Below are 26,094 nucleotides of genomic sequence, written 5' to 3'. Positions count from 1 at the left end.
CGACGACGTCCGACATGCCGGCCCGCGCCCGGTACACGCTGCTCCGGCGGCGCCGGACTCGTCCATCGAGCGCGACCGCAGGCATCGCAGACCTTTCGCTGCGCGACTGCGAGGTCCGACACGAGGAGCAGGTGCGAGGTCAGGACGTCGGCGATTCGAGTCGCAGGCGATAGCCGACGCCGGCCTCGGTGAGCAGCCAGCGCGGGCGCGCGGGCACCGGCTCGAGCTTCTGTCGCAGGGCGACCATGTACACGCGGAGGTAACGCGTCTCGGTCGCGTGCCCGGGGCCCCACACCTCATTGAGCAATTGGCGGTGCGTGACCACGCGGTCGGCGTGGCGCAGCAGGGCCTCGAGCAATTTGTATTCGTGCGGGGTCAGGTGAATCTCCTGCCCTGCCCGCGTGACCAGCCGGCGCCCGAGGTCGACCGTCACCTCGCCGAGCTCGAACACCGCGTCGCGGCTCGGCGAGCGCTGGGCCACGTGGCGCAGCGCCACCCGGATCCGCGCCAGCAGCTCGTTCGCGCTGAACGGCTTGATCAAATAATCATCGGCGCCGGCGTCGAGCGCCGACACCTTGTCGTCCTCCTGGCCGCGCGCCGACAGCACGATCACCGGCGCCAGCGACCACTTGCGCAGCGCGGTCACCACGGCGATCCCGTCGCGGTCGGGCAGGCCGAGGTCGAGCAGCACGAGGTCGGGGTTGTGCTCGCTCGCCCGCTGCACGCCCTCGGCCGCGGTCTCGGCCTCGACCACGCGGAAGCCGCGATCGACGAGGATCGTCCGCAGCGATCGTCGCACCGTCGTCTCGTCCTCGACCAGCAGGATCAGCGCCGGCGCCTCGCTCATGCCGTCGCTCCTTGCGTCACCGTCGAGTCGGTCGCGCGCGGGTCTTCTCCGAGCGGCAACATCACGCGAAACACCGCCCCGCCCTGCGGCCGGTTCTCGGCCGTGCACGTGCCCCCGTGGGCCGCCGCGATCGCGCGACAGATCGCCAGACCGAGCCCGAAGCCGCCCTGCCGGGCCCCGCCGACCCGCACGAACTTGTCGAAGATCCGCTCCTCCTGGCCGGCCGGGATGCCCTCGCCGCGATCGGCCACCTCGACCACCATGTTCGCGCCCTCCACCCGCGCCGAGACGTCGATCGGGCTGCCCGGCGGCGTGTACTTGGTCGCGTTCTCGAGCAGGTTGAGCATCAGGTGCTCGAACAACACCTCGTCGAGCAGCACCGGCGGCAGGTCGGGCGCGAGCGACACATGGACGACGTGGCCGGCGAGGTCGCGCTCGAGCCGGGTCATCGCCGCGCCGATCGGGTCCTCGAGCGGCGTCCACTCGCGCCGCAGCGCCACGCCCTGGGTCTCGAGCCGCGTCATGTGCAGGAGGTTGGTGACGAGGCGGCCGAGGCCGAGCGCCTCGTCGTAGATCGAGCCGGCGAACTCGCGCCGCTTGTCGTCGGCCATCGGCCCCGGCTGCGCCAGCACGCTGGCCGCGGTGGTGATCGCGGTGAGGGGCGTGCGCAGGTCGTGGCTGACAGAGCTGAGCAGCGCCCCGCGCAGCTCCTCGGTGCGCGCGCGCAGCTCGGCCTGTTGCGCCTCCTGGGCCAGGAGCACGCGGTGCAGCGCGAGCGCGACCTGACCGCTCATGGCCGCCAGCAGCTCCTGCTCGGCGATCGGCGTGAGGCGCGAGGCCTCGCCGGTGGTCACGCCGAGCACCCCGATCGTGCGCCCGACCGCCTGCAGCGGCACGTAGAGCGCCTTGGCGGCCGGCAGAGTGTCGGTGCCGGCGCCCGCCGGGCCGCGCTCGAGCGCCTGGCGAGCGGCGGCCTGCTCGACCGGGTCGTCCACCAATTCGACGTCGGTCCCCTGCACCGGCGTGAGCGCGTCGTCGGGCCCGGCCACCAGCACCACCACGCGTCCGCCGGCCAGCTCGGCGACGTGGCGCGCCGCGCTGGTGCCGATGCTGTTCTTGTGGCGCAGCTGCGCCAGCTCGCGGCTCAATGAGTAGAGGATCGCCGTCCGCTGCTCGCGGCCCCGCGCCGCCTCGGCCTGCATGCGCACCCGCTCGGTCAGCCCCGAGATCACGACGCCCACCATCAACATCACCGCGAAGGTCAGCGTGTAGCGCACGTCGGCGACCGCGAAGGTGTAGTACGGCGGGATGAAGCAGAAGTCGAACGACGCCACGCTGAGCAGCGCCGCCAACGTCGACGGCCCGTGGCCGAAGCGCGCCGCAGTCACCATGATCACCAGCAGGTAGAGCATGATGATGTCGGACACGTCGATCCAGGCGTAGAGCAGCGTGCACAGACCGGTCACCCCGCACACGCCGGCGACCGCCCACGCGTACGCGCGCGGCGGGGCCCGCCGCACGCTCTCCGCCGCCCGCAGCCGCCCGCGCCGCGACGGCGGGACCCCCTCGTCGCCGGAGATCACGTGCACGTCCATCTCGCCGCTGCCGCGGACCAGCGAGCCCAGCACCGAGCCGCCGACCAGCTCGCGCAGGCGCGACCGGCTCGGCTTGCCGACCACCAGGCGCGTGACGTTGCGACCGCGGGCGTACTCGAGCACGCGCTCGGCGATCGGCTCGCCGCCGATCTGCACCACCTCCGCCCCGAGCGACTCGGCCAGGCGGATCGTCTCGGCCAGCGCCCCGCGCTTGTCCTTGCGCAGCGCCATGCGCGGCGTCTCGACGTGCAGCGCGATCCACTCGGCGCGCAGGCCCGCGGCCATCCGCGCCGCCGCTCGCACCAGCCGCGGGCCGTTCTCGCTCGGGCCGATGCACACGAGGATCCGCTCGGCCGCGGCCCAGGTGGCCTGGATGCCGTGCGCGCGGCGATAGGCCTGGACGTCGCTGTCGACCCGCTGGGCCATCCGTCGCAGCGCCAGCTCGCGCAGCGCCAGCAGGTTGCCCTTGCGGAAGAAGGCCTCGGTCGCGTGGCGGGCCTGCTCGGGCAGGTACACCTTGCCCTCGCGCAAGCGCTCGAGCAGCTCGTCGGCCGGCAGGTCGCACAGCTCGACGTCGTCGGCGCGATCGAACACCGCGTCGGGCACCGTCTCGCGCACCCGCACCCAGGTGATCTGCGCGACCACGTCGTTGAGGCTCTCGAGGTGCTGGACGTTGAGCGTGGTGTAGACGTCGACGCCGCGCGCGAGCAGCAGGTCGACGTCCTGCCAGCGCTTGCGGTGCTGCGAGCCGGGCACGTTGGTGTGCGCCAGCTCGTCGACCAACAGCAGCCCCGGCGCGCGCGCCAGCGCGGCGTCGAGGTCGAACTCCGCCAGCCGCTTGCCGCGGTAGTCGATCGCCCGCAGCGGCAGCCGCGGCAGCCCCTCGAGCAGCGCCGCCGTCTCGCTGCGCCCGTGCGTCTCGACCACGCCGACGACCACGTCGACGCCGACCGCCTGCTCGCGCCGGGCCGCCTCGAGCATCGCGTAGGTCTTGCCGACCCCCGGCGCGGCGCCGAAGAAGATCTTCAGCTGGCCCCGCTTCTCCCGCGCCTCCTCGGCCCGCGCGACCTCGAGGAGTGCCTCCGGATCTGGCCGCGCGTCGACGACGTCGCTGCGATTCATGGCGCTCCGGCGAGCGCGCGATTGAGGCGGAGGACGTTCACGCGCGGCTCGCCCAGGATACCGAGCGCGCGCCCCTCCGTGTGCGCCTCGATCAGCGCCAGCACCTCGGCCTCGCTGCGCCCGCGCGCCCGCGCGACCCGCCGCGCCTGGTAGCGGGCCGCCGCCGGCGAGATGTGCGGGTCGAGCCCCGAGCCCGAGGCCAGCACCAGGTCGGCCGGCACCGGCAGCGTCGCCTCCGGATCGGCCGTCCGCAGCGCGCCTATCCTCGCCCGCACCGCCGCGTGCAAGTCTTCATTCAGCGGACCCATGTTGCTCGCGCCCGACGACCTCGCGTCGTAGTTCACCGCCGACGGCCGGCCCCAAAAATCACCCGGCGCCGAGAAGCTCTGCCCCACCAGCTCCGAGCCGACCGTCCCCACCCGCGAGCGCATCAGCGAGCCGTGGGCCGCGCGCGAGAACAGCGAGGTCGCGACCCCGGTGACGAGCAGCGGATAGACCACGCCGGTCAGACCGGTGAGCAACAAGAGCAGCACGATGGCGGGACGAATTGCGCGCGGCATTTTTTTTTCCAAACCTCTCAGGCGACCCCGACGGCCACCAGCGCGAGGTCGATCAGCTTGATCCCGACGAACGGCGCCACCAGGCCGCCGAGGCCGAAGATCAGGAGGTTGCGACGGAGCAGCGCCGCCGCCGGCAGCGGCCGCACCTTGACCCCGCGCAGGGCGATCGGCACCAGCAGGATGATGATGAGCGCGTTGAAGATCACCGCCGACAGCACCGCGCTCTGCGGCGAGTGCAGCTGCATCAAGTCGAGCGCGCGCAGGTCCGGGTAGGTCACCGCGAACGCAGCCGGGATGATGGCGAAGTACTTGGCGACGTCGTTGGCGACGCTGAAGGTCGTCAGCGCCCCGCGGGTCATCAGCATCTGCTTGCCGATCTCGACGATGTCGAGCAGCTTGGTCGGGTCGGAGTCGAGGTCGACCATGTTGCCGGCCTCCTTCGCCGCCTGCGTGCCGGTGTTCATCGCCACCGCGACGTCGGCCTGGGCCAGCGCGGGCGCGTCGTTGGTGCCGTCGCCGGTCATCGCCACCAGGTGGCCCGCGGCCTGCTTGCTGCGGATCAGCGCCAGCTTGGTCTCGGGCGTCGCCTCGGCCTGGAAGCTGTCGACCCCCGCCTCGCCCGCGATCGCGCCGGCGGTGTGCGGGTTGTCGCCGGTGATCATGATCGTCTCGATGCCGATCCGCCGGAACTCGGCGAAGCGCTCGCGGATCCCCCCCTTCACGATGTCCTTGAGGTGCACCACCCCGAGCGCGCGGCTGCCCTCGGACACCACCAGCGGGGTGCCGCCGCCGCGCGCGATCGTCTGCACGATCGCCTGCACGTCGGCCGTCAGCGCCCCGCCCTTCGCCGCGATGTGCCGGCCGATCGCGTCCGCGGCCCCCTTGCGGATCTCTCGTCCCCCGAGGTCGACCCCGCTCATGCGCGTGTGCGCAGTGAAGGCGATGAAGCGCGCCTCCGTGTTCGCCAGCTCGCGCTCGCGCAGCCCGTACCTGTCCTTGGCGAGCACGACGATGCTGCGGCCCTCGGGCGTCTCGTCGGCCAGCGAGGCCAGCTGCGCCGCCTCGGCCAGCGCCTCGATCGCCACCCCCGGCGCCGGCATCAGCTCGACCGCCTGACGATTGCCGATCGTGATCGTCCCGGTCTTGTCGAGCAACAGCACGTCGACGTCGCCGGCGGCCTCGACCGCGCGGCCCGAGGTCGCGATCACGTTGGCGCGGATCAGCCGGTCCATGCCGGCGATGCCGATCGCCGACAGCAGCCCGCCGATGGTCGTGGGAATGAGACACACGAGCAGCGCGACGAGCACCGTGATCGGCACCGGCGCCCCGTGGCCGCGGATCTCGAGCGCGAACAGCGAGAACGGATAGAGCGTCGCGCAGGCCAGCAGGAACACCAGCGACAGGCCGGCGAGCAAGATGTCGAGCGCGATCTCGTTGGGCGTCTTCTTGCGCTTGGCGCCCTCGACCATCGAGATCATGCGGTCGAGGAAGGTCTCGCCGGGGTTGCTGCGGATCTCGACGACGATCCAGTCGGACAGCACCCGCGTACCGCCGGTGACCGCGCTGCGATCGCCGCCGCTCTCGCGGATGACCGGGGCCGACTCGCCGGTCACCGCGCTCTCGTCGACCGAGGCGATGCCCTCGACCACGTCGCCGTCGCCGGGGACCGTGTCGCCGGCGAGGACCAGCACGAAGTCGCCGCGACGCAGCTGACCGGCCGGCACTGTTTCGGCGCGCGCGTCCTTGTGGCGCTCGGCCAGGCGGCGCGCCTGCACGTGCTGCCGGGCCTTGCGCAGGCTCTCTGCCTGGGCCTTGCCGCGGCCCTCGGCCAGCGCCTCGGCGAAGTTGGCGAACAGCACGGTGAACCACAGCCACGCGGCGACGCCGGCGATGAAGCCGAACGAGGCCTCGCCCGCGCCGACCAGCGCCTGCACCGCGAGGATCGTGGTGAGGACGCTGCCGACCTCGACCACGAACATCACCGGGTTCTTGACCATGCGCCGGGGGTCGAGCTTGGTGAACGCCTCGAGGGCGGCGCGGCGGACGATCGGCCCGCGCGGGGGCTTGTGCTTGGCGGCGTGCATGAGGGCCTCAGGGGTGGGTGCCGATCATCTGCAGGTGCTCGACGATCGGCCCGAGCGCCAGCGCCGGCACGAAGGTCAGGGCGCCGACCAGGACGACGACCGCGGCGAGCAGGAACACGAACAGCGGGGAGTGCGTCGGCATCGTCCCCGGCCCCGGCGGCACGGTCTGCTTGCGGGCCAGCGCGCCGGCCAGCGCCAGCACCGGGACGATGATCCCGTAGCGGCCGATCAGCATACATAGCCCGAGGGACAGGTTGTAGAACAGCGAGTCCGCGCCGAGCCCCGCGAACGCGCTGCCGTTGTTGTTGGCGGCCGACGAGAAGCCGTAGAGCACCTCGCTGAAGCCGTGCACGCCCGGGTTCGAGACGCCGGCGCGCCCGGCCGCGCCGGCGACCGCGATCGCGGTCCCGACCAGCACCGCGGCCGACGGCAGCAGGACCACCAGCGCCGCCATCTTGACCTCGAACGCCTCGATCTTCTTGCCCAGGTACTCGGGCGTGCGGCCGACCATCAAGCCGGCCAGGAAGACCGCGAGGAGCGCGAACACCAGCATGCCGTAGAGCCCCGAGCCGACCCCGCCGAACACGACCTCGCCGACCTGCATGAGCCACATCGGCACCAGCCCGCCCAGCGGATTGAACGAGTCGTGCATCGCGTTGACCGAGCCGTTCGAGGCCGCGGTGGTCGCGGTCGCCCACAGCGCCGAGGCGGCCGCGCCGAACCGCACCTCCTTGCCCTCGAGGTTGCCGGCCGACGGGTCGACCCCGAGCTCGACCAGCTGCGGCGCCAGCTGTCCTTCGGACCAGACGCACAATCCGAGCAGCGGCACGAAGATCGCGAACATCGCCCCCAGCAGCGCCCAGCCCTGCCGGCGGTCGCCGACCAGCTTGCCGAACGTCAGGCACAGCGCCGCCGGGATCAGCAGCAGCGCCAGGCACTCGAGGAAGTTCGTCACCGGCGTCGGGTTCTCCAGCGGGTGGGCCGAGTTGACGTTGTAAAAACCGCCGCCGTTGGTGCCCAGCTGCTTGATGGCGATCTGCGAGGCCGCCGGGCCGAGCGGGATCGTCTGCTGGAAGGCGACCTGTCCTTCGGGACCGATGGCCGGCTGCACCAGCTCGACCTCGGCCGCCGGCGCCAGCGTCTGGACCACGCCATCGGCCGCCAGCGCGACCGCCAGGACCAGCGACAGCGGCAGCAGCACGTACAGCGTCGCGCGCACCAGGTCGGCCCAGAAGTTGCCGATCGTCTCGGCGCGCCGGCGCGTGAAGGCGCGCGCCAGCGCGACCAGCACCGCGATGCCGGTGGCCGCCGACACGAAGTTCTGCGTCGTCAGCCCGACCATCTGCGTGAAGTAGCTCAGCGTGGTCTCGCCGCCGTAGGCCTGCCAGTTGGTGTTGGAGGCGAAGCTGACCGCAGTGTTGAACGCCAGGTCGGGCGCCACCGGCCCGAGCTCCTGCGGATTGAGCGGCAGCAGGTGCTGCAGCCGCTGCAGCCCGTACACCGCGAGGAGGCCGAACAGGTTGAACCACAGCACGCAGGCCGTGTAATCGCGCCACGACATCTCGGCCCCGGGGTCGACGCCCGCGGCGCGGAGCATGCCGCGCTCGAGCGGCCCGAGCAGCTTGCCGAGCAGCGTCGGCTCGCCGGCCAGCACCCGCGCGCAGTGGTTGCCCAGCGGGATCGCCAGCGCCACCAGCACGCCGACGTACAGGCCGCACAGCACGAGCGCGTCCGCGGTCACGAGAACTTCTCCGGCGCGAGGAGGGCGACGAGGAGATAGACGCCGAGGCCGATCGCTACGAGCCCGGCCAGCCAGTGCATGACGGTCATGAGAAAAAGATCCCCCTGTCAGAGCCGGCCGAGCAGGCGCATGAAGCCCCCGAACGCCGCGAACGACGCGAGCACGACGGCGATGAAGAACAGGTCGGTCATCGGTGCCGCCCACGAAGCTGCATCGCACCGAGTTAAGACGGGGTTAAGAATGCCCGCAGCGCGCATGCGAAAGGCTCGTCGTCCGCCCGCGGACGCGGCGAGCCCGACCGTCGCGGGCGGCCGGCCTTCAGCGCCCTCATGACCTCGGCGGCGCCACCTTCGACCTCGTGCTCGAGGCGACCCGGCGAGCGCCCGAAATCACATGCCTACAAAGCCATGTCTTTATGGACATGACCCCATGCCCATCCGAAGTCGGACGCCTCACAGCGCGTCGGAGCGCTCGAGCCAGGCCCCGGCGGTCCGCGCCAGCGCCACCGCGAGCGGCAGCGAGGCCAGCAGACACAGCGGCCCGAGCCAGCCCAGAGTCGCCTCGTGCCACAGCAGGCTCGGCATCACCAGGTTGTGCAGAGCCACGGGGTGACCCGCGAACGCGTCCGGCCGGTACAGCAGCACGGCGGTCGGCACCGACGTCCCGAGCCACACCCCGCAGGCGACCAGCAGGCCGGTGAAGGGATCGCGGATCCGCACGAACGCGATCTGCAGCGCCGCCAGCAGCACCACCGCCAGCGCGGTCAAGAACAGCCCGCCGCCCAGCGCCCCGACGGGAGACACGCTCCTACCGACCTCGCCCTGCAGCGCCAGCGCCACGGCCATCGCCGCCGAGATCCCCACCCCGACCGCGGCCGTCCACGCCAGCACCGGCAGCGCCCGCGCCGCCACGAAGTCGGCCGTGCGCACCGGCTTGGCGAGCAGCAGCTCCAGGCGATGCTCCTCGCGCGCCAGCAACACCACCCCGAGCGAGCTCGCCAGGCCGACGAAGAACGTCGGAAAATACACGCCCATCAGGTCGTTGAGCGCCAGCACCCCCGCCATGTCCTCGAGCCGGAAGCCCGCGCGCATGAACGCGATCGCCCGCTCGGGGAACAACGGCAGCACCAGGTGATTGAAGGCCACGCAGCCGACGCCGACCAGCATCATCACGATCGGCCCGCGCCGCGGCGCGAACCGCCACTCGCGGCGCAAATGACCAGAGAAGCCGAGCGTATCCGTCATGATCACGCCTCCACCTTTCGCACCACCCACGCCCCCACCGCGATCGTCACCGCGGTCAGCCCCGTCAGCGCCAGCATCGGCGGCAGCAGCAGCGACGCCCGTACATGCTCGAGGTCCCGCATCGCCAGCGCCCCCAGAGTCAGCGGATTGGCCAGAGTCCTCGCGTACCATTCGGGCTGGTAGAACCCGACCAGCGCCAGGCCGACCATCACCCCGAGCAGCATCAACGCCACCAGGGTGCCCGCCCCGCGCCGGCCCACCGCCACGATCACGGTCGCCGCGAACGCGGTGGCGAACACCGCCGCGAACGCGTGCAGGCTCATCGCCGCCAGGAACGCCCCCGGCCGGAAGCCCGCGACCCGCCCCGGGTACCACGCCGCCGCCAGCAGCTGCGTCGCCGCGTACAGCGTCAGCATCACCGCGCACGCCGAGATCGTGCGCACCACGAAGTAGCGCGGCAGCGTCAGCGGCTTGGCCGCCAGCAGCGCCAGCACCCCGGTGTCGCGCTCGCGCAGCACCACCCCGCTGGCCAGGATCACCGGGATGAACGCCACCACCTTGTTCATCACCAGATCGATCCACACGAACATGAACACCGCGAACGGGTCGCCGTCGTCAAACCACGCGGCGATCGCCTCGCGCACGTGCGGCGGCGGGTCGGCCAGCAGCAGCGGGATCGCCAGCACCGCGTAGGCCAGCATCGCCGCCGCGACATACGTCTTGCGCTCGCGCAGCGACGCCAGGTAGTCGAGCCACAACAGCCGCGTCATGACGCCTGCCTCCGCACGAGCTCGAGGTACAGCTCGTCCATGGTCGCCGCCCCGTGCTCGCGCTTGAGCGCCGCGATCTCGCCGCACGCGATCAGCCGCGCGTGGTGCAGCGCCGCCACCCGCCGGCACAGCGTCTCGACGTCCGACAGGATGTGCGACGAGAACACCACCGTGACGCCCTGCTGCTGCGACAGCGCGCGCAGGTGCTCGAGCAGCTCGTGGCGGCCGAGCGGGTCGAGGCCCGAGGTCGGCTCGTCGAGGAACAGCACCCGCGGCTCGTTGATCAGCGCCTGCGCCAGGCCGACCTTCTGCGTCATCCCGGTCGAGAACCCGCGCAGCTTGCGGTCGGCCGCGCCCTCGAGGCCGAACCGGCGCAGCAGCGCCTCGCTGCGGGCCCGCGCCTGCGCCGGCGGGATGGCGAACATCGCCGCCACGTACAGCAAGAACTCGCGCGCGGTCATGTCCGGCGGCAGCGCGTACGAGGCCGGCAGGTAGCCGGACACCCGCCGCACGTCGAGCGTCGCGCGGACGACGTCGTGGCCGAGCACCGTCGCCCGGCCGCGGGTCGGCTGCGTCAGCCCCAGCAGGATCCGCAGGGTCGTCGTCTTGCCCGCGCCGTTGTGGCCCATGAAGCCGAAGATCTCGCCCGGCTCGACGGCGAAGCTGACGTCGTCGACCGCCTGCACCGCGCCGAAGCGCTTGCCCAGCCCCTCGACAGTGATCGCCATGGCACTCGCACTCATGACTGCCTCCTCACCTTTTTACGTGTGGTCTTCTTCTTTGCCGCGGGCTTCCGGATCGCCGCCGGCTTCGGCGGCGCGGCCAGGCCCGCGACGAACAGCTGCACCAGCCCCTCGAGCACCCGCTCCTGCGACACCGACACCAGCCCGCTGGTCAGCGCGAGCTGCTGCGGCGCCGAGCGCAGCACGCCGAGCATGAACGGCACGACGTCGCGGTCGACGTCGGGGCGGATCTCCCCGAGCGCGACGCCCTCGTCGACCCAGCCCGCCAGCTGCTCGACCTGCGCCCGCGCGGCCCGCCCGTCGTCCTCGCGCGAGCCGAGGCCGAGCGCCCGCAGCTCCGGGTCCTCGCGCATCAGCCGGCCGAACAAGGGCTCGCGCGCGTACTGGCGGAAGGCGAACCGCAGCGTCTCCGCCAGCCGCTGCAGCGGCGACGCCAGGGCGAGCACCTCGGTGGCGAAGCCGCGGCGGATCGCCGCGAACGTCTCGTCGACGACCGCGCGCAGCAGCGTCTCCTTGTCGGCGAACTCGAGATAGAGCGCCCCCTTGGCGCAGCGCGCCTCCTCGGCGATCGCGTCGAGCGTGGCGCCCTTGAAGCCGCGCTCCGTGAAGTGCCGCTTGGCGACGTCGAGGATCCGCCGCCGCCTCGTCGGGTCTCTGGCTGCCATGAAAACCAACGTGGCTTAAATGACTTCCAGAGTCAAACCAGTCATTTTGAGGACATCCGCATCGCTCGATCCCGCGCCTCCGAGCCCGTCGCCGCGGCCCTCCGCGTGCATCTGCAAGCGCCCCAAGATCACCGCACCATCGCCGTTGCTCGCCCGGTCGCGAGTGCTACCACTCGCCCGTGAGCACGACCCGAATCAGCCACCATCTCCGTGCCCCGCGCGCGGCCGTCTACCGCGCCCTCCTCGACGCCAGCGCCGTCGAGAACTGGCGGGTGCCGCCCGGCATGACCAGCCGCGTGCACACCTTCGAGCCGCGCGAGGGCGGGGCGTTCCGCGTCTCGCTCACGTACGAGGCCCCGGACCGGGCCGGCAAGACCTCGGCGCACACCGACACGTACCACGGCCGCTTCCTGCAGCTCGTGCCCGACGAGAAGATCGTCGAATCGCTCGAGTTCGAGACCGCCGATCCCTCCTTGCAGGGCGAGATGACGATCACCACCACTCTGGTCGACGCCGACGGCGGCGGCACCGACCTCCACGCCATCCACGAGGGCCTGCCGCCGGGCGTGGCGCCGGCCGACAACGCGACCGGCTGGCGCGAATCGCTGGCCCGCCTCGCCGCCCTCGTCGAGACCAGCGCCGCTGCTACGTAGCGCCGACCACCGTCACCCGCCCGTGGTGATCGCAATGCCCTTCGCACGGGTGATGCAGGTGATCGCCGACCAGGTAATCGACGTGGTCGCCGTGCGGCACCGCGGGGTGGCCACAATCGGGGCCGTGCACGTGCCCGTCGGCGTGTCCGCCGCAGCGGTGCTCCGGCGTGCACTCGCTGGGATTCGCGGTCGAGGCGGCCAGTCGATGCTCGTCGTAGTGCTCCCCGCGCGGGTGATGCAGGTGCCCCTCGTGCAGGTAATCGACGTGCCCCTCGTGCTGCACCGCCAGGTGTCCACAACCGGCGCCGTGGCGATGCGGATGCTCCCCGTGTCTCTCGTGTTCTGCCATCTCGACTCCTTCGCGGCCTCGAGGATGGTCCGCGAGCGCGCGCGCGCAAGCGACCCGAGGCGCGTCCGCCGGCGTCGCCACCGCCGCGACACCTTCGCTGCATCGCCCCCGCGTCGCGCTCGACGAACCCGCCGCGACCCCCGATCATCGCCGCGACCGCCATGAACGCCCCTGCCCCCAGCCTCTACCGGCGGCCCCTGCCGCGCGAGCTCGTCGCCTTCGCCTCGCCCGAGGGGCGCGCCCTGTTCGACGCGGCGCGCGCGGCCGGCGGCCTCGAGTCGTTCTTCCCGCTCATCGAACAGTTCCACACCCAGGCCGATCCGGCCTTCTGCGGCCTCGGTACCCTCGTCGTCGCCCTCAACGCCCTCGGCGTCGATCCGGGCCGCCTGTGGAAAGGCCCGTGGCGGTGGTTCAGCGAGGAGCTGCTCGACTGCTGCAGCCCGCTCGAGCGCGTGCGCGCCCAGGGCATCACCCTCGACGAATTCGCCTGCCTGGCCCGCTGCAACGGCGCCCACGCCGAGGTCCACCGGCCCGACGAGCGCTCCCTGGCCGAGTTTCGCGCCGCCATCGCCGCGGCCGCGCGCTCGAACGTCGACCCGGCGCTGATCGTCAGCTACGACCGCGGCACCCTCGGCCAGACCGGCGCCGGCCACTTCTCGCCGATCGGCGGCTACGACCCGGCCAGCGACCACGCCCTCGTGCTCGACGTGGCCCGCTTCAAGTACCCGCCGCACTGGGTCGCGGTGCCCGCCCTGTACGCCGCCACGCGGCCGAGCGACCCGACCACCGGCCGCCCGCGCGGGTGGGTCGCCCTGCGCCGGAGCAGCCGCCCGCCGAGCCTCCTGTTCACCGCCCGCTGCGTCGAGGGCGGCGGCTGGGAGGCCTTCGCCGCGGCCCTCGCCGCCCTCACCGCGGCCCTCGCCGGCGCGCCCGCGGGCGACCTCGACGCGGCCCTGCGCGCGCTGTTCTCGGTCCTCCCCGAGCTGCCGCTGGCGATCGAGCGGCGCCCGCTGGCCCTGTCCGAACAGACAGGTGCGGCGGAGGCCCTGCTGGCGGCCCTCCGCGCGCTCCCGCTGCACGCCCGCGTCGATGCCCTGGCCCCGCCGTGGCCGACCGACGCCGCGACCCTGCTGCTCCTCGCCCTCCCGCTCGAGACCTGGTCGGCGCTGTCCGCCGCCGCCCGCGCCGAGCTGCTGCCGCTGATCGACCTCGACCGCCTGCCGCCCGCAGTGCGCATCGAGGCCGATCACGTCCGCCGCCAGCTCGCCGACCTCAGCGCGCTGACCCGCTCACCGACCTGTAGCCGCTGCGCGAGCGATTGATCGCTCGCAACGATCTCGCCAGAGACGCGCATCGACGGTGCAGCCGCTGCGCCGACGATGAACGCCTCACCGAGGCCCGGCCGCCACCGCGCCGAATCATCGCATGACCTTTAGGACATGTCGATGCATTCATCCGAGACGCCCGCCCTGCCGCGTCGACTCGCCGACCTCTCCGCCCGAGGGCGTGCGGAACTTCTCGCCACCGCGCGCGGAGTCCCCGTCGCCCGCGAAGGACGGCCGCGCAGCCGCTGGCTGCCTGCGATATCCTGCCCCGCGTGACCGCCGGAAACCCGCTCCTGTCCGACCGCGACGTCGCCTTCCAGCTGTACGAGGTACACGACGCCGCCGCGCTGCTGCGTCTGCCGGCCTTCGCCGACCACGACCGCGACACCTTCGACCTCTTCCTCACCAACGCGCGGAGCTTCGCCCGCGACGTCCTGTACCCCGCCTATCGGCCGATGGACGAGGCGGCGCCGACCTTCACCGGCGGGCGGATCCACGTCCACCCGCAGATGCGCGCGATCTGGCCGCGGCTGTGCGAGCTCGGCATCATCACCGCCTCGCGCCCGGTCGAGGTCGGCGGCCAGCAGCTGCCGCGCACCGTCGCCCTCCTGGCCGAGGCCTACCTGATGGCCGCCAACCTCGGCGCCTACTGCTACGCCGGCCTGACCGCCGGCGCCGCCCACCTGATCGAGGCGTTCGGCTCGGATGACCTGAAGGACAGGTACATGCGGCGCATGTACGCCGGCGAGTGGACCGGCACCATGGCGCTCACCGAGCCGCAGGCCGGCAGCAGCCTGGCCGACATCCGCACCCGCGCGGTCCCGCAGGAAGACGGCACCTACGCGATCCAGGGCGGCAAGATCTTCATCTCCGGCGGCGACCACGACCTCGCCGACAACATCGTCCACCTGACCCTCGCGCGCATCGACGGCGCCCCGGCCGGGATCAAGGGCATCTCGCTGTTCGCCATCCCGCGCCTCTGGCCCGGGCCCGACGGCCTGGTCGACAACGACGTCAGCACCGCCGGCATGATCCACAAGATCGGCTGGCGCGGCCTGCCGAGCCTCGTCATCAACTTCGGCGAGCGCGGCGCCTGTCGCGGCGAGCTCGTCGGTCATCCGGGACATGGCCTTTCGTACATGTTCCAGATGATGAACGAGGCCCGCCTGATGGTCGGCCTCAACGGCATCGCCACCGCGGCCGTCGCCTACCACGAGTCCCTGGCCTACGCCCGCGAGCGCCGTCAGGGCCGCCCGGCGGGCCGCCGCGACCCGCACAGCCCGCCGGTGCCGATCATCGAGCACGCCGACGTCCGGCGCATGCTGCTGCGCCAGAAGGCGATCGTCGAGGGCGGCCTGTCCTTGCTGATCGAGACGGCGCGCCTGACCGACCTGGCCCACCACGCCGAGGACGAGGACGAGCGCCGGCGGTCGGCGCTGCTGCTCGACCTGCTGACGCCGATCGCCAAGAGCTTCGCCGCCGAGCGCGGTTACGACAGCAACGTCCTGGCCCTGCAGATCCACGGCGGCTACGGCTACTCGAGCGAGTACCTGCCGGAGGCGTGGCTGCGCGACCAGAAGCTGAACAGCATCCACGAGGGCACCACGACGATCCACGGCCTCGACCTGCTGGGCCGCCGCGCTCTGGCTCCTGGAGCCCTGCAGGCGCTCGGCCGCGAGATCTTGCAGACATGTTCCCAAGCGCAGGCGGCGGGCGCCGACCTCGCGGATCTCGCAGCGGTGCAAGACGCTGCAGGCGCAGCCGGAGCGCTGATCGCAGAGCTCGCCGGACGTCACCAAGCCGACCCCGAGCGCATGCTCCGCCACAGTCATGACGTCCTCGACATCTTCATGACCATCACCGTGGCCTGGCAATGGTTGCGCCAGGCCACGGCCGCCCGCACAGCCCTGTCCCGCGGGACATTGTCGACAGACGACCTCGCCTTCTACCGCGGCAAACTCCAGGCCGCGCAGTACTGGCTGCGCACCGAGCTGCCCCGCGTCGCCCCGCTCGTACGCCTGTGCCGCGACGAGGAGGACTCGTACGCGAACACCCGACCGGAGTGGTTCTGAAGCGCGCCCGCGCGCGATGCACGGCTGAGGGAGGACCCGACACGCCCTTGCATACGCGCGCCGACTCACGCTTCGGGGCGGACGGTGACAATACCGGTCTCCCGCGGCAAACTGCCTACACTCGGACTCGAGCATGCCCACCGTCCAGGAACTCGAGGCCGAGATCGCAGCGCTGCAGGCGACCAACGCCGCGCTGCAGCAGGCCCACGAGCAGCAGCGACGGCAGCTGACGCAGACCGCCTCCCTGCTGCGCGCGCTCGCCGAGTACGCGCCGATGGTCCTGTACGCCAAGGACCTCGAGGGCCGCTTCACCCTGAGCAATCGCCTGCACGCCACGCTGCTCGGACGCACGCCCGATCAGGTGGTCGGCAAGCTCGAGTCGGACCTGCTCGACGCCGACGTGGCCGCGGAGATCCAGCACGTGATGAGCGAGGTGATCCGCACCGGCACGCCGAGCGTCAGCGAGTTCGAGATCCCGATCGACGACCGCGAGCGCGTGTTCCTCGAGCACATCTTCCCGCTCGGCCGCGGCGAGGACCCAGGCCGCCCCGGCAACGGCATCGGCGGCGTCGCCATCGACGTCACCGAACGCAAGCGCGCCGAGGAGGCCGTGCGCGTGTTCGAGGCGCTGGTCCACCACTCGCCCGACGGCGTCCTCGTGCGCCCCAACACCCCGACCGCGCCGATGTTCTGCAACCCGGCGCTGCGGCGGATCCTCGCCCTCCCGCCCGAGGCCACCGCCGAGGACGCAGCGTCGATGCTGCTCGACTTCACCGCCGGCACCACCGAGTTCATGCGCCTCGACGGCGTGCGCGTCGACCTCGAGCTGACCATGTTCTCGATCCCCGGCGCCGCCGGCGGGCGCGGGGCCGCGGCCACGCAGGTCCGCGACGTCACCCGCCTGCACACCGCGATCCGCGAGCGCGAGCGCCAGGACGAGATCATCCGCCGGCAACAGGCCGAGCTCATCGCCGAGATGTCGGCCCAGGTGCTGCCGCTCGCCCACGGCGTGCTGATGCTGCCCGTCGTCGGCTCGCTCGACGAGGCGCGCTCGCTGCACGTGCGCGAGGCGCTGCTCGACGCGATCGTCCACCATCAGGCCCGCATCATCATCCTCGACCTCACCAGCCTGCGCATCGTCGACACCACCCCCGCCGGCCGCATCATCCAGCTGATCGAGGCGATCCGACTGATCGGCGCCCGCACCGTGCTCACCGGCATCCAGCCGGCCACCGCCAGCGCCCTGATCGAATACGGCCTGCAGCCGGGCGACTCGCTCATGGTCCTGGGCACCCTGCAGGACGCCGTCCAGCTCACCCTCGCCATGGCCCGCAAGCGCCGCCGCTGAGCCCCCCCGGGCGACCGTGCCGGCGAACGCCGCTCCCCGGCGTCCAAACCGGCGCGCGAATCGACTACCATCCGTCGATGGGACTCTTCGACAGGCTGTTCGGCGCGCGGCAAGACTCGGCGGCGAATCGCCCGCAGCTGCCCGCCAACGCGGCGATGCTCGCCAACGACTTGGTGGTCGCGGCGCTGATCGGTCCGCCCGGGCATCCCGTGGAAGGCATCATCGCCAGCGCCGCACGCGGCGAGATCACACCGGTGCTGCTCGACGCCTCGCTGTACTGGGCCGTCTCGACGGCGGAGCCGGGCGATGTCGTGCAATTACCGCGCTTCGCCGAACTCCTGCGTTATGCGGTGATCCTGGCGAGCGAGCGTGACGCTGAGGCCACCGGCTTCGCGCCCGCCGGCGAGGACGCGAAGCGACACTGGCGCGATGTGGTCTTCGGGCGCCAGGAGGATGCCGACGAGGACCCGGGCGAGCAGCGCTGACGCGCTCCCTCCTCACCGCGCGCCGGCACCCATGACAGTCCGCGCATCAAAATGATGGCAGTGCGCCGCTCACGGCGCGCCGCCCTTCACCCAATTGATCAGGACGCACTTCTGCGCGTCGGTCAGGGTGCCGCCGAGCGGCATCGTCGAACCGCCGCCGCCGGGCACCTTGTTCTGCTGCCCGAGAATTTTATAAAGCAAATAGCTCTGGTCGACGTCCCCCGCGGTGACCCGGTTCATGTCGGCGTTCGTGGCGGCCACCCCGACGTTGTTGCTCTTGACGGTCGCGGCGCCGTTCATCGTCAGCCCGCCCGAGCCGCCCGTGTGGCAGCCGCACTTCGGCTGCACCACCATCGTGAACACGGTCGCCGCGTCGACGTCCGCCGGCGCGCAGTCGGGCACCATCAGCGTCACTCCGCCGCACGTGCCCGCCTCGCAATTGCCGGACTGGCAGTCCACGTCGATCTCGCACACCTGTCCCTCCGAACAGGGCATGCAAGTCGGCCCCCCGCAGTCGACGTCGGTCTCGCCGTCGTTCGCCTTCTCGTCCGCGCAGCTCGCCGCCTCGCACGCGTTCGAGCAGGCGTCGAGGTCGACGTCGTTGCCGTCGTCGCAGGCCTCGACTCCGTCGTGGACCACCCCGTCGCCGCAGCTCGCCAGCTTGCAGTCGCTCAGGCAGGCGTCGCCGTCGTTCGCGTTGCCGTCGTCGCACGCCTCCTCGCCCGTGAGCACGAGGCCGTCGCCGCAGACCGCCGGCTGGCACGCGTTGGTGCAGAAGTCGGTGTCGTCGCTGTTGCCGTCGTCGCAGCCCTCGCCGGTGTGGAGGATCCCGTCGCCGCAGAACTCGGCGATGCAATCGCCGGAGCAGCCGTCGTCGGCCTCGAGGTTGCCGTCGTCGCAGGTCTCGCCGGGGCTGACGAAGCCGTCACCGCACACCGCGCCCTGGCACATCACGCAGCTATCGTTGTTGTCACTGTTCCCGTCGTCGCACTCCTCGACCCCGACGTGGATCAGCCCGTCGCCGCACACCGCCGGCACGCAGGCGCTGGTGCACGCGTCGGTGTCGTCGGCGTTGCCGTCGTCGCACGCCTCGCCGCCCTCGGCGATCCCGTCGCCGCATACCGGCGCCCCCGTGGTCCCTGGCGGGCCCGTCGTCGGATCGACGGTGGTCGGCTCGCTCGTCGTCGTCGTCGGCCCGCCGGTGGACGGATCCGTGGTCGTCGATTCGTCGCCCGTGGTGCCGGTACTTCCCGTCTCGTCGATCGTGTCCGTGACGTCCTCGGTGGTCATGGCGGGGGCGACCGGCCCGCAAGCGACTGCGAGCAGCGACAGGGTGACGGGCAGCGCGAACGGGGCACGAATCATGATTTTGAACAGCTCCGGAGGGCCGGGGGAGGATGCCCGGCCGCGGGCGCCTCGCCAAGCAGAAGGTCGGCCGCCCACGTGCCGCTGGCGGCCCCCATCGGCCGGCCTGCCCGCGCACCCCCGCGCGCCGACGTCTGCCGGCGCCGGCGAATCACCAGACCGCCGCCAGACAATGAGCAAAGACTGACTATGCACAATCACCGGTTTCGAGCGAGGATCGACAACGATCGATCGCGCCCTCGCGCATCCCGGCCTCCGCTACAGCACCGACGATCCCCGGTCGCCGAGGCGGCCCTCTCGTCGCGCGCCTGCGCCCGCGTGGTCCTGCCCGCGGCTCCCCGCGATGCGAGAATCAGTAGATCCTGTTTCAGTCGCCTTCGAGGACCCCACGGACCGCCGCAAACGAAGGCGTCGCTGCATTTCACGCCCCCGTCGCACCGCGTCCACGGATCGATCGATCTCTGGCCACCGCGGCCGCGATCGGGGTCGGGCGTCCGCGCGTGACCTCCGGCCCTGGGGCGTGGGACTCCGCTTGCAGACGCTTGGCTCCTGGGCTTACCGTGATTCTTGATGCGCGCACTCGCCCTGTCCCTCATCACGCTCGGCGTCCCCTGCCTCTCCGCCTGCAGCGACGACGGCGGCGGCGGCAGCACCAATCCGACCGCCGGGCTGACTCCGGGCGGGATCAGCAACTTGACCCTGACGAGCGACGGCACGAGCACGGGCGCCACCGACGGCACCAGCACCAGCCCCACCACCACCGGCGGCACCGACGCGAACACCAGCGAGCCCGCCACCAGCAACGCCGACAGCGGTCCTGCGCCCAAGTTCGACATCGGCCTGACGCCCGACGGCGGCCTGCCCCAGCCCGACACCGGCTGCAAGAAGGTCGACCTGCTGTTCGTCATCGACAACAGCGGCAGCATGGCCGACGAGCAGATCAACCTCGTCAACAGCTTCCCCGACTTCGTGTCGGAGATGCAGACCCAGCTGATCAACACCGACAGCTACCACGTCGGCGTCATCAGCAGCGACAGCAACATCTACAACGGCCCCGGCTGTCAGATGCACGGCGGCCTCATCAGCCAGACCGGCGGCGCCAGCTCGAGCAACGCCGTCTGCGGCCCCTACGCCAGCGGCAAGAATTGGATGAGCGAGACCGACGACCTCGGGACCAAGTTCGCCTGCGCCGGCCAGGTCGGCACCGGCGGCGACGGCAACGAGCAGCCGATGTACGCCATGCTGCAGGCGGTGCAGAAGCAGAACAACGCGCCCGGCGCCTGCAACGACGGCTTCATCCGCGACGACGCGCTGCTGGTCGTCGTCCTCATCACCGACGAGGAGGACGACCACGAGGTCGCCGCCTGCCAGATGGTGCCGCAGTCCGGCTCGCCCGGCGAGCCCGGCAATTGGTACACCGGCCTCAAGGCCGCCAAGGGCGACGTCGAGACCAACATCGTCGTGCTTTCGCTGATCGGTCCCGTCAATCCGATGTGCCCCGCGCTCGACAAGTGCAACGGCGGCATCACCGGCGCCGAGCTGTCGCCGCGGATCGTCCAATTCACCGAGATGTTCACCAACGGCTTCATCGGCCAGATCTGCTCGCCCTCTTACAAGCAATTCTTCTCGCAGGCGATCGGCCTCATCGACGAGGCCTGCGAGAACTTCATGCCCCCGGGGTGATCGGCCCCGGCCCCGGCGGCGACCTTCGCTCGCCGCCGAAGCCGCACCTGCTCATCCCTGCGCGATGCCGGCGATCCCCCAGCCCATCTCGCACAGATCGCAGGCCAGGATCGCCACCGCGCAGCTGGTCGTCAGCGCGTTGGCGGCCTTGATCTGGCTGTTGTCGACGCCGTCGAGCACGCGGTACAGCCCGCGCAGGCTCCAATTGGCCATCCGGTAGCCGAACTGCGCCCAGAACTCGTCGTCCCCGAGCTCGCCCTGGGCGAACACGACGATCGCGGTCGCCAGCTCGCCGCCGCCGATCACGACCTCGACCACCGCGTCGACGATCGCGATCACCTCCAGGCTCTCGGGAGCTGCGATGGCCCACGCGGTCGAGCCGATCATCCACAGCCCCCCGCACAGCGCCAGCACCCCGTGCGTGATGCCGAACCACCGCGTCTCCTCGTCCTCGAACGCCGCCGCCGCGCCGATGTCGAACGCCGCCGCGACCACCGACGTCGCCCCGCCGAGCGCGCTGAACGCCCACACGCTGACGAATTCATCGGCCCACTCGGACGCGCTGCGAGCGATGAACAGCGCCGAGTTGACGAGGCTGATCCCGAACTGCGTCCAGCGGATCGCCTCCTCCGCCTGCGACTTCGCCGACTTCTGCAGCGACCCGGTCGACTTGTTGCCGCCCTTGGCCAGCACCGCCGGCACCGCCCCGACCAGCGCGATCAGGCGCAGCATGTCGAGCTTGCGCCCGCGCAGGATCGCCACCTCGATCACGTCGGTCAGGTACGGGACCTTCAACCGCGTCGTCAGGGTGCTGCGGGCCTGATCGGCCAGGTCGTCGGTGCGGTCGGCGATCCAGCCCGTCATCTCGGTCGTCACCGATCGCCCGGCGGCCCACGTCTTCTTCGGCAGGTCGAGCAGCGCGTCCATCGACGTGTCCAGCACGTCACGCCCGTCCAGCAGCGCCTTCGGCAGCGCCGCCGTCGTCGCCTCGCTCTCGCTCGCGGTCTTCGCCTTGTCGAGCTGCGTCGGACCCTGCGACCCCTTCGGATCGTCCTCGAGCTTCGGCGGCGAGCCGGTGAACGCCTCCTCGATCACGTCGACCAGCCACTTGAGCTCGTCGAAGTCGGGCAGCTCGAAGTCGCCGACGCCGAACGCCTGGCCCAGCGACTTGCCCGACAGCCCGCTCCGCACCGGCTTGGCCACCAGCTGATCGAGCAGCGCCGGGATCTCGCGGATCTGCCCGGCGTACCCGCTGACCTTGCCGAACTGCGCCTTCGCCAGGTCGTACAGCTCGTCGGACTTGGCGAGGAACTTCTCCCAGTTGAACAGCATCGCCAGGAATTCGATGAAGTCGCGGATCGCCGCGCCGATCCGCTCGAGGAACGCCTCGATCGCGCCGGCGACCTCGAGCGCCCCGGCGACGATCGTGCGGAACATCTTCTTCGTCCCGTCGACGACCATCTCGCCGACCACGGTCACCGCGCCCCACGTCGCCGACGCCCCGTCGACCGCGAGGTCGCGCGCGTCGGCGATGCAGCCGCGGACGATCTGCTCGCCGGTGCGGACCGCCGCGCCGGCTGCCTTGTGGGCCAGCTTGGTCGCGTCCTCTGCGGCCGAGATCGTCAGCTTCGCCACGTCGCCGCCGAGGTCGACGACCGCGCTGCCGACCGCCTTGCCGGCCCCCTCGATCGTCCCCCACACGTCGCCCCACGACAGCTTCTCGCCCTTCAGGATCGGCACCGGCGCGGCCTGCGGCAGCGCGCGGGCCGTGTCGCGCATGAACTGAGTCACCGCCTCGGCGTCGTCGCTCGGCATGCTCCCCTTCAGCACCGGCGTCTTGCCCGGCGGAGGCTTCTTCAAGGCCGACGCGCTCAGGCTCGCCAGCTGCCGCTGCGCCGCGTCGGCCGGCCGCACCACCGCCCAGCAGTCGCCGTCCATCCCGGCCGCGCGGACCCGCAGCGCCGGGCAGTCGAGCGCCTTGGCGGCGAGCACCCGCACGCGCGCGCGGCCGCCGTCGCTGACCGCGACCTTCACCGCGGCGCCCGGCTTCCACGCCTCGATCCGCTGCTTGCCGCCGTCGCTGCGGACCACCGTCACCGGCGCGTCGACGCGGACCTCGACCTCGCCCGCCAGCTTGCTGCCGTCGGCCGCGCGCGGCTCGATCGCCACCTCGTACACCGCGCAGCGGACCAGCGAGCCGTGCACTGTCCCGTACTCGATCGCCGTCGGCACCTTGATGTCGATGTCCCCGAACCCCCCCATGGGCACGTCGATCGTCTTGCTCGGGAACAGCGACACCGGCAGCTCGTCGAGCAGCAGCTTGCCGAGCGCGCGCACGTGGACCCGGCGCGTGTCTCCCAGGGCGCGCAGCGGCAGGCCAGGCCCGTCGCCCCACGTCAACCTGCCCATCGGCCGCGCGTGCTGGCGGCGCTTCCCGGCGTCGTACGCCAATCCTTCAGCGAGCGTGTCGAGGTGGTAGCAGAGCGCGAGCCGATCCTCGTCGCCGCGAGCGCGTCGCAGCCACAGCGCCCGCACCTCCTCGAGCGAGCGCCCGCGCTGCCACACGCGCAGCTCGGCGAGCTCGCCGAGGAACCGCTCGCCGATCGTGCCGCCCTTGCGCGCCCCGTCGCGCGCGACCGCCGGCGCCTTCACCTGCTGCTCGTGGACGGTGCGGGCGTCGACGTACACTCTGCACATTCCGCCGCCGTCGACCGAGACGCACAGGTGCTGCCATTCGTCGCCGCGCACCACGCCGGGGACCTTGATCACCTGCGCGCCGGCCGTCGCCACGAACTCGACGATCAGCGTCCCGTCGCCCGGCCTGAACCAGACGTTGAAGAAGTCCGGGCCCCCGAGCGCGACGACCGACATGCGGTCTTCGCCCTTGCGCGCCCGGATCCACGCCTCGACGGCGATCCCGCCGGAGAAGTCGGTCGTCACCGCCGGCAGCTCGAGGACGTCCTCGCGTTCGTCCCACACGATCGCGCCCGGGCTCGCGCTCCGCAGGACGTCGAGGTCGGCGACCTCGACCGCCTGGCCCCCGCCCACCAATTGCCCGTGCCGCCCCTGCGGCCCCGAGTCGCGCACGCTCGTCCCCTCGATCTGACCGGCGTAGTGCGCCAGCGGCCCCTGCGGGCTCGCCGACGGCGAGCGCTCGTCCGCCGCCCGCGCCCGCGACAGCAGCCGCACGTCGGCGAGCGCGAAGCCGGGCGCGCCCGCGTCCGCGAGGCGAATGAACGACGTCGCCGCGAGCTTCGGCAGCGACCCCACGGCCGCCTGGATCCCATCGATAAAGATCGCCGCGTTCCCGTCGGCCGCGAATTCCACCGCGACGTGCGTCCAGCGACCCGTCGCCGTCGCCCCGGGCGCCAGCAGCTTCAGCACCCCGACGCGCAGCTCGAGCGCGCCGTTCCCCGTCATGATGAGTATCGGCCCGCTGTCTCCCCACCGCCAGATCGGCCCGCCCACGCCGGTCGGCCGCACCCATAGCTGGACGCTGAACCCCTCGCTCGCCTCCGCGAGCGAGACCCCGGGAATGTCGATATACCCCTTCGCCGCAACCTCGATAACCTTCATCGTCGACTCCTCCGTTCGAACCGCCGCCTTGTCTAGCCGCTCCGACGCCGCCGCGTCGGCCCAATCGCAGACCCTCCATCACTCCTCCACAATGCGCAATCGTGCCACCATCGCCGCGCACCCCCGCGCCGAGCAGCCCGATCGCTCTCCATCAATTCTCCACAACCACTCCCGACCCACGTCATGCATGTCCAAAAGAACATGTCTCTTACGACACGCGCGGATGAACTGCGTTCACGCTGCTCGCGCCGGCTCGCCCGATGTCCCGGCCGCCCCGGCGCCGCGCCACACGCCGACTCTCGGCTCGCTATAAAGGGGACCCCCTCGGCTCGCGCCCGCCGTCTCGTCGTCCTCGATCGGCGACCTCCGCCTCGCGCGCGGCCCGCCCGAAGGTCGTGACTTCGCGCCTGTCACCTTTTTCGCGCCGGCCCGTACCCTGCGGACAGACATGCAGCTCCCCTGGCCGTTGCGCGACGAGCTCCACGCGCGTCGCCTCGCCCGCGCCCGCGACGGCGACGGCGAGGCGTTCCGCGCGCTCTACCGCGACCTCTACCCCGACGTCGTCCGCTTCGTCGCCCGGCGCGTGCCTGCCCGCGCCGACGCCGAGGACCTGACCGCGCGGGTGTTCGTCGCCTTCGTCGAGAAGCTGGGCGACTACGACCGCGAGCGCGGCAGCGTGCGCGGCTGGCTGCTCACCTTCGCCCGCAACGCAGTCATCGATCACCTGCGCAAGCGGCGGCCCGCGGCCGCGCCGGAGCTGCTCGACCTCCTGCCGAGCGACGCGATCGGCCCCGAGGGCGGCCTCCTCCAGCGCGAACAATTCGGCCAGCTCGCCGCCCTCGTCAGCGAGCTGCCCGCCGACACCCGCGAGCTCCTGGCCCTGCGCTTCGCCGACGGCCTGCGCCACCGCGAGATCGCCGACGTCCTCGGCCTCCAGGAGGCCGCCGTCAAACAGCGCGTGTCGCGGGCCCTCCGCGACCTCCGCGCCCGCCTCCGCCCCGCCCCGGGCAAGAAAGGAGCCGAAGGTGCCCTGGCCTGATCGCCTCCCCGCCGCGCTCCGGCGCCTCTACCGCGCCGGCGCGCCCGAAGAACATGTTCTATCGGACATGTCCGTTCCGCCACCGTCTTTGGAACAGGACCTCATGGCCAGGTTCGCGCGCCGCCACCCCGCGCCTGCCCGGCCTCGCCTCGCCGGGTTCGTCCGCGGCTACCGCTGGGCGCTGTCGACCGGCCTGGCCGCGGTCGCGGTCGCGGCCGCCTGCCGGATGCCCTACGACTACGACCGCGGCTTCGGCGCGACGGTCTGGTGCGAGGCCATCGGCGAGGACGTCCCGACCAGCGACCGCCTACGCGCCCTGGCCGATCGCCTGGAGCAGCGCGCCGCCGCCGAGCAGGTGACGATGCGCGTGCACGCCGACCACGGCAGCGCCGCGACCGTGCGCATCGATCTTTGGGGCGGGGACGCCGCTCGGATCGACGACGAGCTGCTGGCCGAGGTCGAGGACATGCCGGAGCTGAAGGTCGAGAGCTGCCGGATCGAGCCGCTCGTCGAGACGGTCCACGGCACCCTCGGCGGCCGCCTCGGCTTCGAATGGTTCGACCTCGAGCTGCTCGACCAGGACGACGCCGAGGCCGCGCGCGCGCAGATCCTCGAGCGCCTCGAGGCCCGCGGCCTGCGCGGCGACGCCGAGGTCGAGATCTCCGACGACGGCGCCGGCCGCCGCGAGATCAAGATCCGCATCGAAGCCGAGGGCGAGCTCCCGGACGACGGCGCCGCCCGCAGCGAGCTCGAGCTTCGCATCGGCTCCGAGAGCGAGCGCACCGGGCCGTGACTTTCGCGACGACGCCGCCCGCCGCGAACTCGAGC

The 26,094-nt window shown here is 71.9% G+C and carries 22 protein-coding genes; 8 read left to right on the top strand and 14 right to left on the bottom strand.

Annotation, left to right across the window (positions count from 1 at the left end):
- Positions 1-139: 139 nt before the first annotated feature.
- The 11 genes from O0S08_RS09385 to O0S08_RS09335 form a co-directional block, all read right to left on the bottom strand.
- The gene (locus tag O0S08_RS09385; protein WP_269038700.1) at positions 140-847 is read right to left on the bottom strand and encodes a response regulator; all 708 of its coding nucleotides are present in this window, start codon (positions 845-847) and stop codon (positions 140-142) included.
- Positions 844-3,564 carry a DUF4118 domain-containing protein gene (locus O0S08_RS09380; RefSeq protein ID WP_269038699.1) on the bottom strand — a complete coding sequence of 907 codons (2,721 nt, stop codon included), beginning with the start codon at positions 3,562-3,564 and terminating at the stop codon, positions 844-846. Before O0S08_RS09380 ends, O0S08_RS09385 begins: the two co-directional genes overlap by 4 nt.
- On the bottom strand, positions 3,561-4,124 hold the full coding sequence (gene kdpC, locus O0S08_RS09375; RefSeq protein WP_269038698.1) for a potassium-transporting ATPase subunit KdpC: 564 nt from the start codon (positions 4,122-4,124) through the stop codon (positions 3,561-3,563). Before kdpC ends, O0S08_RS09380 begins: the two co-directional genes overlap by 4 nt.
- A gap of 17 nt (positions 4,125-4,141) precedes the next feature.
- The gene (gene kdpB / locus O0S08_RS09370; protein ID WP_269038697.1) at positions 4,142-6,208 is read right to left on the bottom strand and encodes a potassium-transporting ATPase subunit KdpB; all 2,067 of its coding nucleotides are present in this window, start codon (positions 6,206-6,208) and stop codon (positions 4,142-4,144) included.
- A gap of 7 nt (positions 6,209-6,215) precedes the next feature.
- A complete protein-coding gene (gene kdpA / locus O0S08_RS09365; RefSeq protein WP_269038696.1) occupies positions 6,216-7,949 on the bottom strand; it encodes a potassium-transporting ATPase subunit KdpA in 1,734 nt (577 codons plus the stop codon).
- Positions 7,946-8,038, bottom strand: coding sequence for a K(+)-transporting ATPase subunit F (gene kdpF / locus O0S08_RS09360; protein ID WP_269038695.1), 93 nt, complete (start codon positions 8,036-8,038; stop codon positions 7,946-7,948). The genes kdpA and kdpF overlap by 4 nt, the downstream gene beginning before the upstream one ends.
- Before the next feature lie 18 nt (positions 8,039-8,056).
- Positions 8,057-8,206: a hypothetical protein gene (locus tag O0S08_RS09355; RefSeq protein WP_269038694.1), complete on the bottom strand. Its 150-nt coding sequence runs from the start codon at positions 8,204-8,206 to the stop codon at positions 8,057-8,059.
- 195 nt (positions 8,207-8,401) lie between these two features.
- A complete protein-coding gene (locus tag O0S08_RS09350) occupies positions 8,402-9,193 on the bottom strand; it encodes a hypothetical protein (protein ID WP_269038693.1) in 792 nt (263 codons plus the stop codon).
- Between the two features lie 2 nt (positions 9,194-9,195).
- Positions 9,196-9,963, bottom strand: coding sequence for a hypothetical protein (locus tag O0S08_RS09345; RefSeq protein WP_269038692.1), 768 nt, complete (start codon positions 9,961-9,963; stop codon positions 9,196-9,198).
- A complete protein-coding gene (locus O0S08_RS09340; RefSeq protein WP_269038691.1) occupies positions 9,960-10,706 on the bottom strand; it encodes an ABC transporter ATP-binding protein in 747 nt (248 codons plus the stop codon). Before O0S08_RS09340 ends, O0S08_RS09345 begins: the two co-directional genes overlap by 4 nt.
- Positions 10,703-11,371 carry a TetR/AcrR family transcriptional regulator gene (locus tag O0S08_RS09335; protein WP_269038690.1) on the bottom strand — a complete coding sequence of 223 codons (669 nt, stop codon included), beginning with the start codon at positions 11,369-11,371 and terminating at the stop codon, positions 10,703-10,705. The genes O0S08_RS09340 and O0S08_RS09335 overlap by 4 nt, the downstream gene beginning before the upstream one ends.
- Positions 11,372-11,550: 179 nt before the next feature.
- Between O0S08_RS09335 and O0S08_RS09330 the strand changes: the two genes are divergently transcribed.
- A complete protein-coding gene (locus tag O0S08_RS09330; protein ID WP_269038689.1) occupies positions 11,551-12,024 on the top strand; it encodes an SRPBCC family protein in 474 nt (157 codons plus the stop codon).
- Here O0S08_RS09330 and O0S08_RS09325 read toward each other — a convergent pair.
- The gene (locus O0S08_RS09325; protein WP_371879532.1) at positions 12,017-12,373 is read right to left on the bottom strand and encodes a hypothetical protein; all 357 of its coding nucleotides are present in this window, start codon (positions 12,371-12,373) and stop codon (positions 12,017-12,019) included. The two genes, O0S08_RS09330 and O0S08_RS09325, sit on opposite strands and share 8 nt — an antisense overlap.
- 161 nt (positions 12,374-12,534) lie before the next feature.
- Between O0S08_RS09325 and O0S08_RS09320 the strand changes: the two genes are divergently transcribed.
- The 4 genes from O0S08_RS09320 to O0S08_RS09305 all read left to right on the top strand — a co-directional run bounded on the left by O0S08_RS09320 (position 12,535) and on the right by O0S08_RS09305 (position 17,603).
- Positions 12,535-13,695: a phytochelatin synthase family protein gene (locus O0S08_RS09320; RefSeq protein ID WP_269038687.1), complete on the top strand. Its 1,161-nt coding sequence runs from the start codon at positions 12,535-12,537 to the stop codon at positions 13,693-13,695.
- A gap of 275 nt (positions 13,696-13,970) precedes the next feature.
- Positions 13,971-15,770: an acyl-CoA dehydrogenase gene (locus O0S08_RS09315; RefSeq protein ID WP_269038686.1), complete on the top strand. Its 1,800-nt coding sequence runs from the start codon at positions 13,971-13,973 to the stop codon at positions 15,768-15,770.
- Positions 15,771-15,903: 133 nt separating this feature from the next.
- Complete coding sequence (locus O0S08_RS09310; protein WP_269038685.1) at positions 15,904-17,118, top strand: PAS domain S-box protein; 1,215 nt, start codon at positions 15,904-15,906, stop codon at positions 17,116-17,118.
- 77 nt (positions 17,119-17,195) lie between these two features.
- Positions 17,196-17,603 (top strand): hypothetical protein, encoded by a 408-nt coding sequence (locus tag O0S08_RS09305; protein ID WP_269038684.1) that lies wholly within the window; start codon positions 17,196-17,198, stop codon positions 17,601-17,603.
- 69 nt (positions 17,604-17,672) lie between these two features.
- Here O0S08_RS09305 and O0S08_RS09300 read toward each other — a convergent pair whose 3' ends face one another.
- The gene (locus tag O0S08_RS09300; RefSeq protein ID WP_269038683.1) at positions 17,673-18,968 is read right to left on the bottom strand and encodes a DUF4215 domain-containing protein; all 1,296 of its coding nucleotides are present in this window, start codon (positions 18,966-18,968) and stop codon (positions 17,673-17,675) included.
- A 570-nt stretch (positions 18,969-19,538) separates the two neighbouring features.
- Here O0S08_RS09300 and O0S08_RS09295 point away from each other — a divergent pair.
- Positions 19,539-20,651 (top strand): vWA domain-containing protein, encoded by a 1,113-nt coding sequence (locus O0S08_RS09295; protein WP_269038682.1) that lies wholly within the window; start codon positions 19,539-19,541, stop codon positions 20,649-20,651.
- Positions 20,652-20,702: 51 nt separating this feature from the next.
- Here the strand turns inward: O0S08_RS09295 and O0S08_RS09290 are convergent, their stop codons facing one another.
- On the bottom strand, positions 20,703-24,227 hold the full coding sequence (locus O0S08_RS09290; RefSeq protein WP_269038681.1) for a LamG domain-containing protein: 3,525 nt from the start codon (positions 24,225-24,227) through the stop codon (positions 20,703-20,705).
- Positions 24,228-24,675: 448 nt separating this feature from the next.
- Here O0S08_RS09290 and O0S08_RS09285 point away from each other — a divergent pair, with 448 nt between their 5' ends.
- Together O0S08_RS09285 and O0S08_RS09280 are read left to right on the top strand one after the other, a co-directional pair.
- Positions 24,676-25,266 carry an RNA polymerase sigma factor gene (locus tag O0S08_RS09285; protein ID WP_269038680.1) on the top strand — a complete coding sequence of 197 codons (591 nt, stop codon included), beginning with the start codon at positions 24,676-24,678 and terminating at the stop codon, positions 25,264-25,266.
- Complete coding sequence (locus O0S08_RS09280) at positions 25,253-26,059, top strand: hypothetical protein (RefSeq protein ID WP_269038679.1); 807 nt, start codon at positions 25,253-25,255, stop codon at positions 26,057-26,059. The genes O0S08_RS09285 and O0S08_RS09280 overlap by 14 nt, the downstream gene beginning before the upstream one ends.
- The last annotated feature ends 35 nt before the right edge of the window (positions 26,060-26,094 follow it).

It is taken from the genome of Nannocystis punicea (assembly GCF_026965555.1).
Classification (GTDB): Bacteria; Myxococcota_A; Polyangia; order Nannocystales; family Nannocystaceae; genus Nannocystis; species Nannocystis punicea.
This window is presented reverse-complemented; position numbering and strand designations above follow the sequence as displayed.

Bases quoted from the DNA above. Each gene is read 5' to 3' on its own strand.
- O0S08_RS09385 (WP_269038700.1), bottom strand. From the start codon at position 847: ATGAGCGAGGCGCCGGCGCTGATCCTGCTGGTCGAGGACGAGACGACG.
- kdpC (WP_269038698.1), bottom strand. From the start codon at position 4,124: ATGCCGCGCGCAATTCGTCCCGCCATCGTGCTGCTCTTGTTGCTCACC.
- O0S08_RS09355 (WP_269038694.1), bottom strand. From the start codon at position 8,206: ATGCGCGCTGCGGGCATTCTTAACCCCGTCTTAACTCGGTGCGATGCA.
- O0S08_RS09335 (WP_269038690.1), bottom strand. From the start codon at position 11,371: ATGGCAGCCAGAGACCCGACGAGGCGGCGGCGGATCCTCGACGTCGCC.
- O0S08_RS09305 (WP_269038684.1), top strand. From the start codon at position 17,196: ATGGGACTCTTCGACAGGCTGTTCGGCGCGCGGCAAGACTCGGCGGCG.
- O0S08_RS09380 (WP_269038699.1), bottom strand. From the start codon at position 3,564: ATGAATCGCAGCGACGTCGTCGACGCGCGGCCAGATCCGGAGGCACTC.
- kdpB (WP_269038697.1), bottom strand. From the start codon at position 6,208: ATGCACGCCGCCAAGCACAAGCCCCCGCGCGGGCCGATCGTCCGCCGC.
- O0S08_RS09285 (WP_269038680.1), top strand. From the start codon at position 24,676: ATGCAGCTCCCCTGGCCGTTGCGCGACGAGCTCCACGCGCGTCGCCTC.
- O0S08_RS09350 (WP_269038693.1), bottom strand. From the start codon at position 9,193: ATGACGGATACGCTCGGCTTCTCTGGTCATTTGCGCCGCGAGTGGCGG.
- kdpF (WP_269038695.1), bottom strand. From the start codon at position 8,038: ATGACCGTCATGCACTGGCTGGCCGGGCTCGTAGCGATCGGCCTCGGC.
- O0S08_RS09320 (WP_269038687.1), top strand. From the start codon at position 12,535: ATGAACGCCCCTGCCCCCAGCCTCTACCGGCGGCCCCTGCCGCGCGAG.
- O0S08_RS09325 (WP_371879532.1), bottom strand. From the start codon at position 12,373: ATGGCAGAACACGAGAGACACGGGGAGCATCCGCATCGCCACGGCGCC.
- O0S08_RS09340 (WP_269038691.1), bottom strand. From the start codon at position 10,706: ATGAGTGCGAGTGCCATGGCGATCACTGTCGAGGGGCTGGGCAAGCGC.
- O0S08_RS09295 (WP_269038682.1), top strand. From the start codon at position 19,539: ATGCGCGCACTCGCCCTGTCCCTCATCACGCTCGGCGTCCCCTGCCTC.
- O0S08_RS09310 (WP_269038685.1), top strand. From the start codon at position 15,904: ATGCCCACCGTCCAGGAACTCGAGGCCGAGATCGCAGCGCTGCAGGCG.
- O0S08_RS09290 (WP_269038681.1), bottom strand. From the start codon at position 24,227: ATGAAGGTTATCGAGGTTGCGGCGAAGGGGTATATCGACATTCCCGGG.
- O0S08_RS09300 (WP_269038683.1), bottom strand. From the start codon at position 18,968: ATGATTCGTGCCCCGTTCGCGCTGCCCGTCACCCTGTCGCTGCTCGCA.
- O0S08_RS09345 (WP_269038692.1), bottom strand. From the start codon at position 9,963: ATGACGCGGCTGTTGTGGCTCGACTACCTGGCGTCGCTGCGCGAGCGC.